This window comes from Hydrogenophaga sp., assembly GCF_028698005.1.
Lineage (GTDB): Bacteria > Pseudomonadota > Gammaproteobacteria > Burkholderiales > Burkholderiaceae_C > Hydrogenophaga.
This window is the reverse complement of record NZ_JAQVEJ010000153.1, coordinates 1-7,012: the sequence shown is the minus strand read 5'-3', so window position 1 is coordinate 7,012 and position 7,012 is coordinate 1. Positions and strand designations below refer to the sequence as shown.

Genomic DNA, 7,012 nt, shown 5'->3' with positions numbered 1-7,012 from the left:
CGCGGCTGGCCGCGCCGGCGCAGAAGGCCGGTGTGCGCGCCGACACCTACGCGCGCCTGACCCGCGGGCTCGAGCCCGACATGGGCGTGATCGACAAGCTCGACTACCAGCCCGAGTTCCGCATGCCCATCTGGGATTACCTGGCCGGCCTCGTGGACGAGGAGCGCGTGGCCGAGGGCCGGGCGCTGCTGGCGCAGCATGCCGACACACTGCGCCGGGTCGAGCAGCGCTACGGCGTCGATCCGGCCACGGTGGTCGCGGTCTGGGGCGTGGAGAGCAACTACGGCCAGTCCTTCGGCAGCTACCCGCTGCTGCAGGCGCTGGGCACGCTCTCCTGCCACGGCCGGCGCCAGGATTTCTTCCGGGGTGAGTTCTTCGCTGCGCTGCGCATCCTGCAGGCCGGCCACATCGCGCCCGAGAAACTGGTCGGCTCCTGGGCCGGCGCCTTCGGCCACACGCAGTTCATGCCCAGCACCTTCGAGCGCCTGGCGGTGGACTTCGATGGCGACGGCCGGCGCGACCTCATCGACAACACCGCCGACGCGCTGGCTTCGACCGCCCACTTTCTGGCCAGGGCGGGCTGGCGCAGCGCGCAACCCTGGGGCTTCGAGGTGACGCTGCCGGCCGGCCTCAACCTGGCCGGCGAGGGCCGGCGCACGAAACGGCCCTTGTCCGAATGGGCCACGCGCGGCGTGCGCCGCGCCGATGGTTCACCGCTGCCGGCAGGCACGGCACCCGCCGGGCTGCTGGTACCGGCCGGCCCACAGGGGCCGGCGTTCCTGGTCACGCGCAACTTCGACGCCCTGTACAGCTACAACGCGGCCGAAAGCTACGGTCTGGCCATTGCCCACCTGTCCGACCGTCTGCGCGGCGGCAGACCTTTCGTCACGCCATGGCCCACCGACGATCCGGGCCTGTCACGCGCCGAGCGCCGCGAACTGCAAGGCCTGCTGATCCTGCGCGGCCACGACATCGGCGAGGTTGACGGCATGCTTGGCGAGCGCAGCCGTGTGGCCATCCGTGCCGAGCAACAGCGCCTGGGCCATGAGGCCAGCGGCCGCGGTGGCCAGAAAATCCTGCGGGCGCTGCGCGGTCATTGACCGCCGGATCACACCCAGCCGAACTGCGCCCGGACATCCCGGGCGGTGACATTCACCGGCTGCGTGGGTGCCAGCACGTGCTGGCGCAGGTTGGAGGCGCGCACGCCGCCGCCATCCTGCCCCAATACGGCCACGCCCTTGATGCGCCAGCCATGCGCGCGCAGCGCCGCCACATAGGTCTGGGCATCGGGATAGTCCATCAGATCGGTGTGGTGCAGGGTCGGGGCGAGGCTGAACAGCACCGCATCGCAGCGGGCACGGGCCACTTCCGCGACAAAGTCGTCCACCGTGGTGCGCGTGGCCTGCAAGGCGCCGACGCGGGCATAAAAGCGCACCGGTCGCGCTGACGACTGCAACTGGATTTCACGCACGCTGCGGTTGAAGCAGCCACTGAGGCTGCGAATGACCGAGGTCTTGCGGGTGTTGGCATTGCCAATCAGGATGTAGGCGTCCATGGGTCACATGCGTTCAAGAGCGTCGGCCCCATTGTGCCTGCAGGTGAACGCTTCACCACAAAGGCTGCAGCAGCCCCTCCTGCAAGCGCCAGGCATGGCGTGCCATGGCCCGTGCTTCGGCATCGTCGTGCGTCACCAGCACCGCCGCGATACCGGCCTCGCTGATGCGCTGCAGGAACTCGCCGCGCAAGCGTTCGCGCAGATCGGCGTCGAGCGCGGAGAAGGGCTCATCCAGCAGCAGCACCCGAGGCCGGGTGATCAGGGCCCGCGCCAGCGCCACGCGCTGCTGCTCGCCGCCCGAGAGCGTCCAGGTGCGGCTTCGGGCGTGCGCGGCCAGACCGAAACGTGCCAGCATGGCCTCGGCCTGCGCGCGCGCCGCGCGCCGCCCCAGACCCTGCTCCACCAGGCCGAAGGCCACGTTGTCGCGCACGTCCAGGTGCGGGAACAGCGCGAAGTCCTGGAACATCAGCGCAAAGCGCCGCCGCTCGGGCGGCAGATGGGTCACGTCCTCGCCGGCGTACCACACGGTGCCACTCTCGGCCTCCTCCAGTCCGGCCACGATCTTGAGCAGCGTGCTCTTGCCGCTGCCCGACGCGCCCAGCAGCGCCACCGTCTCGCCCGCGTCCACGCGCAGGCTCACACCGCTGAGCAGCGGGCGGTGCGCCCAGTGTTTGGTGATCTGCCGCAATTCAAGCATGGGCTTGCGGGGAACGACGTCCCCGTCCTTCGATCAGCGCGAAGGCCCCGAGCGCCAGCACCATCAGCAGACCCGACAGCACCAGCGCCGCGTCGAGGTTGGCGGCGCCCGGACGACCCAGGTGCTGGTAGATCAGGGTCGTCAGGGTGGTCCACTCGGGGCGCGAGAGAAACAGGGACACGGCGAACTCGCCCAGCGCGGTGGCGGCGGCAAAGGCCATGCCGCGGCGCAAGGCCGGCCGCACCAGCGGCAGCACCACACGCCACCACACGCGCAGCGGCGACGCACCCAGCGTGGCCGCCACCTGGACCAGGCTGACCGGCAGCGCATCCAGCGCCGCCGTGACCGAGCGCGCCACGAACGGGTAGGCCAGCAAGGCATAGGCACCCACCAGGATCGCCAGGCTCGCCGTCCAGTCCGGGTAGAGCAGCAGCAGGCCGAAGGCCACCATCACCGGCGACACCACGAAGGGCAGGTATTCGAGCGTGCGCCAGGCCAGTGCCCACGCGCCGGCGGCCGCCTCGCCCCGGCGCGTGCGCCAGCGGTCCAGCGCCAGCACGCCCAGCGCGTGGCACAGCCCCAGTGCCGTGGCCAGCAGCAGCGCCATGCCCGAAAACTGCAGGGTGTTGCCCAGCGCCAGCCAGGTCTGCGCCTCCAACAGCACGCCGGCGCTGCCGGACACCAGCGCCCTCAGCGTGCGCCAGGCGATCGCCAGCAAGGGCGCACCGCACACCAGCAGCCACACCCCCAGCACCGCACCCAGCGCCAGCCACTGGACCGCACCTCGCGGGCGCCGCCGCGGCACCGGCCATCCCGGCGCGGGCACCGCCAGCCGGCGCTCGATCCAGGCATACGTCAGCGCGATCACCGCCGTCAGGCACAGCATCCACAGGGCCAGCACGCTGGCATCGGCCAGCGCCAGCTCGTGCGCCACCAGGCGGTAGATCTCGACCTCGCCCGTCGCATAGCGCTGGCCGCCCAGCACCAGCGCCAGGCCGAAACCCGAAAAGCAGTACAGGAACACCAGACACAGCGACGACATCATCCAGGGGCGGATCGCCGGCCACTCGACGCGCCAGAACACGCGCCAGGGCGTGGCACCCAGCGTGCGCGCGGCGGCGGCCTGCGAGGCGCTGCTGTGCTCCAGCGCATCGACGCCCGCGCGCACGACCAGGCAGACGTTGAAGAACAGGTTGCCGTACAGCAGCAGCCAGGGCGACTCGCCCAGGTCGATGCCGTGCGCCAGCAGCGGCTCGCCCAGCACACCGCGAGGGCCCCACAGCGCCAGCACGCCCAGCGCGGCCACCAGCGTCGGCACCACGAAGGGCAGCATCATCAGGCGCATCACGGCGGAGCGCCCCGGGAACTGCCAGCGCGCCAGCATCCAGGCCAGCGGCAGCCCGAGCGCCAGGGCCAGCACGCAGGTCGCGCCCGCCTGCAGCAGCGACCACAGCAGCCGCCAGCGCAGGTACGGGTCCGTCCAGACCCCGAGCATCTGCACCGAGGCCTCACCCGCCACGCCCTCGTGCAGCAGTCGCAGCACCGGCGCCGCCAGCATCAGCCCCAGGAACAGGCCGGGGAACGCCAGCCAGCCGGCGCCGAACGGAGCTTTCATGCCGTGCCGTTCATTTCAGGACCACGCGCGACCAGCGTTGCACCCAGGCCCTGGCCTGCGCCTGCATGCGGGCCGGATCGGGGTTGTCGAAGCCGGTGGGCGGCGTGGCGTGCTCGCGCATCACCTCGGCCAGCGGCGCGCCCGCTTCGGCCGGGTACATCCACATCGTGGTCTGCAGGGCCTGCTGCACCGCGGGCGAGCGCAGGAACTCGATGAAACGGCCGGCCGCTTCACGCGCGGCCGGGTTGCCACCCCGCACCAGCGCCACGCCCTCGACCTGGCGGAACACGCCGCCCCGGATGAACAGGTTGGCCGTCGGCGCCTCGGCCAGCGGCGTCTTGCTGTAGAACACCTCCGCCGCCGGGCTGCTGGCATAGCTCAGCACGATGGGCCGCGTGCCGCCGTTGCGCGTGAACTCGGTGTAGTAGGCCTCGGTCCAGCCCCGCACGACCTTCACGCCATTGGCCCGCATGCGCGCCCACCACGCGAAGGCTTCCTCCTCGCCGAGCCCCGCGATGGTGGCCATCAGAAAGGCCTGCCCCGGGCTCGACGTCGCCGGGTTCTGCACCACGAGCAGCTTCGCGTAGGCGGGCCTGGCCAGATCCTCCAGCGAGGTCGGCAGCGCCAGCCCGGATGCCGCGAACCAGGCCTTGTCCACGTTGAGGCAGACGAAGCCGTAATCGACCGGCACCACGCCCTCGCCCAGCTCCGCCGCAGCGGCACGGCTCGCAGCCGGCCCGGTGTAGGGCTCCAGCACCCCGGCCTGCAAGGCGCGCGGCAGCAGGGTGTTGTCGATGCCATAGACCAGGTCGGCAATCGGCCTGGCCTTGGTCAGGATGAGTTTGTTGACCATCTCGCCCGCATCGCCCGCCTTGACGAGCTGGAGCCTGACGCCCGCTTCCTGCTCGAAGCGGGCCAGCAATTCCCTGGGCAGGTCGAACGAGTTGTGGGTCATCACCCGCAACACGGAAGGGGCGGCCCGCAGCGCGGCCGGCGACAACGCCGCCAGTCCGCACCCCAGGCCTCGAAACAAAACATCACGCCGCTGCATACAGGCCATCGCATCCAAACGCCCGGATCGGGCTGGCGGGGTGACAGCGGCACGGCTCCGGCCTGTGCGACATCACGCTCCCTACGCTGGCACGACCCAGATCAGGTGAGAGGGGTCTTTCTCAGCCCGGGCCCGCGCTTTCTGGCACGTGCCCCGGGCACCCCCGGTGAAAGCGGTCATTCTAGGCCGGTTCCGGGGTTAAGCTCGGCCCATGGACAAGCTCCTGCGCACCTTTTCCTGGCAGGACTGGCGGCACCACCCCTGGCGCAGCGCGGCGGCCGTGGTGGCCGTGATGCTCGGCGTCGCGCTGGCGCTGGCGGTGCAGCTCATCAACGCCTCGGCGCTGTCCGAATTCGCCCATGCGGTCAGCGCCGTCGATGGTCAGCCGGACCTGACGCTGCGTGCGCGCAACGGGGCCATCGACGACACCTGGCTGGAGCGCATCGTCGCCGACGCGCAGGTGGCCACGGCCAACCCGGTGCTCGAATGGCCCACGGCCCTGCGCGCGCCCGACACGGGCACACCGGTGGCGGTGCGTGTGGTCGGCGTTGACGCGCTGGCCGTGGCCGCCGTCTCACCGGCGCTGATGCCGCAGGTGGCCCCGGGCAGCGACCGGCTCGACCTGTTCGCCGCCGACACGGTGTTCGCCAATCCGGCCGCCCGCCGCCTGCTGGGGAATGTGCGCGAGATCAGCGTGCAGGCCGGCCTGCAGTGGCGCATGCTGCGCATCGCGGGCAGCACGCCGGCCCCCGGCCCTCCCGTGCTGGTGATGGACGTGGCCGCCGCGCAGCAGCTCTCCGGCCAGCCAGGACAGCTCAGCCGCATCGACCTGCGACTGGTCCCGGGCACCGACGCGGCCGGCCTGCCCACCCGGCTGGGCCTGCCGCCGCACTGGCTGGCGCAGCGCCCCGGCGACGGCACCGAGCGCATCGGCCAGCTCTCGCGCGCCTACCGCGTCAACCTCACGGTACTGGCGCTGGTGGCCCTGTTCACCGGCGCCTTCCTGGTGTTTTCCGTCATGGCGCTGTCGGTCGCCCGACGCCAGCAGCAGTTCGCCCTGCTGGGTGTGCTCGGCCTGTCGGCACGCGAGCGCATGCATCTCATCCTCGCGGAATCCGCCCTGCTCGGCGGGGCCGGCAGCCTCGCCGGCGTGGCCCTGGGCACGGGCCTGGCCGCGCTGGCGCTGCGCCTGCTCGGCGGTGATCTGGGTGGCGGCTACTTCGACGGTGTCAGCCCGCCGCTGCAATGGCACACCGGGTACGCGGTCCTGTTCGGCACGCTCGGCGTGGTCGCCGCCCTGGCCGGTGGCTGGTGGCCGGCCCGCGCCGGGCGCGACCTGTCACCCGCGCTGGCCCTCAAGGGCCTGGGTGCCACCGTGCCCACCGGTACGCGCCGACGCTGGATCGCGCCGGTCCTGCTGGTGGCCGCCGCACTGCTGACGCTGGCACCTGCGGTGCAGGGCATACCGCTGGCCGCCTATGTGGCCATCGGACTGCTGCTCATCGGCGGCATCGCGGTCCTGCCCCTGGGCGTGGGCGCCGTGCTCGACCGCATCGCCCCCACGCTCACCCGCCGCGCGGTCCCCATGCTCGCCATCGAGCGCGCCCGCCGTCAGCGCGACAGCGCCGCCGTCGCCACCAGCGGCATCGTCGCCAGTCTGGCGCTGTCGGTCGCGCTGACCGTGATGGTCGCGAGCTTCCGCGACTCGGTCACCGAATGGCTCGATGGCGTGCTGCCGGCCCAGCTCTATGTGCGCGGCAGCGACACCAGCGTGGGCGAAGGCAACCCGCTGCCGCCGGCCTTCGTGGCCGAGACCATGGCACTGCCCGGCATCGTGCGCGCCGACGCCCTGCGCGCCACCCGCGTGCAGCTCGCCGCCGGGCTGCCGCCGATCGTGCTGCTGGCCCGTCCGCTGGCCCTGGCGGGCGATGGCCGGCCCGGCCAGTCCCTGCCGCTGACCGGCCCACAAACACCCGTGCCCAAGGCAGGCCCACAAGGCGAGGCCGTCGTGCCCGTCTATGTCAGCGAGACCATGGCCGACCTGCATGGGGTGCACCCGGGCCAGTGGCTGACCGCGCTGGCCGGTGCGCTGGC

The 7,012-nt window shown here is 72.1% G+C and carries 6 protein-coding genes and 1 riboswitch; of the genes, 2 read left to right on the top strand and 4 right to left on the bottom strand.

The features are described from left to right. On the top strand, positions 1-1,100 hold a 1,100-nt coding region (locus PHQ87_RS13095), incomplete at its 5' end, for a lytic murein transglycosylase (RefSeq protein ID WP_300235102.1). Between the two features lie 8 nt (positions 1,101-1,108). Here the strand turns inward: PHQ87_RS13095 and PHQ87_RS13090 are convergent. From PHQ87_RS13090 to PHQ87_RS13075, 4 genes are read right to left on the bottom strand one after another with little or no spacing between them, the layout of a single operon-like run. Next, positions 1,109-1,555 (bottom strand): hypothetical protein, encoded by a 447-nt coding sequence (locus PHQ87_RS13090; RefSeq protein ID WP_300235099.1) that lies wholly within the window; start codon positions 1,553-1,555, stop codon positions 1,109-1,111. 52 nt (positions 1,556-1,607) lie between these two features. Continuing rightward, positions 1,608-2,252 carry an ABC transporter ATP-binding protein gene (locus PHQ87_RS13085; RefSeq protein WP_300235096.1) on the bottom strand — a complete coding sequence of 215 codons (645 nt, stop codon included), beginning with the start codon at positions 2,250-2,252 and terminating at the stop codon, positions 1,608-1,610. Next, positions 2,245-3,867, bottom strand: coding sequence for an iron ABC transporter permease (locus PHQ87_RS13080; protein ID WP_300235093.1), 1,623 nt, complete (start codon positions 3,865-3,867; stop codon positions 2,245-2,247). The genes PHQ87_RS13085 and PHQ87_RS13080 overlap by 8 nt, the downstream gene beginning before the upstream one ends. A 10-nt stretch (positions 3,868-3,877) precedes the next feature. Next, entirely contained in the window at positions 3,878-4,918 is a 1,041-nt protein-coding gene (locus PHQ87_RS13075; RefSeq protein WP_300235090.1) for a thiamine ABC transporter substrate-binding protein, read from the bottom strand. Between the two features lie 60 nt (positions 4,919-4,978). Next, a riboswitch (TPP riboswitch) is annotated at positions 4,979-5,093 on the bottom strand. 36 nt (positions 5,094-5,129) lie between these two features. On the opposite strand from PHQ87_RS13075, the gene PHQ87_RS13070 reads away from it, so the two are divergent. Continuing rightward, positions 5,130-7,012 (top strand): ABC transporter permease (locus PHQ87_RS13070; RefSeq protein ID WP_300235087.1); only part of this gene is annotated, 1,883 nt, incomplete at its 3' end.

Bases quoted from the DNA above. Each gene is read 5' to 3' on its own strand.
- PHQ87_RS13090 (WP_300235099.1), bottom strand. From the start codon at position 1,555: ATGGACGCCTACATCCTGATTGGCAATGCCAACACCCGCAAGACCTCG.
- PHQ87_RS13085 (WP_300235096.1), bottom strand. From the start codon at position 2,252: ATGCTTGAATTGCGGCAGATCACCAAACACTGGGCGCACCGCCCGCTG.
- PHQ87_RS13075 (WP_300235090.1), bottom strand. From the start codon at position 4,918: ATGCAGCGGCGTGATGTTTTGTTTCGAGGCCTGGGGTGCGGACTGGCG.
- PHQ87_RS13080 (WP_300235093.1), bottom strand. From the start codon at position 3,867: ATGAAAGCTCCGTTCGGCGCCGGCTGGCTGGCGTTCCCCGGCCTGTTC.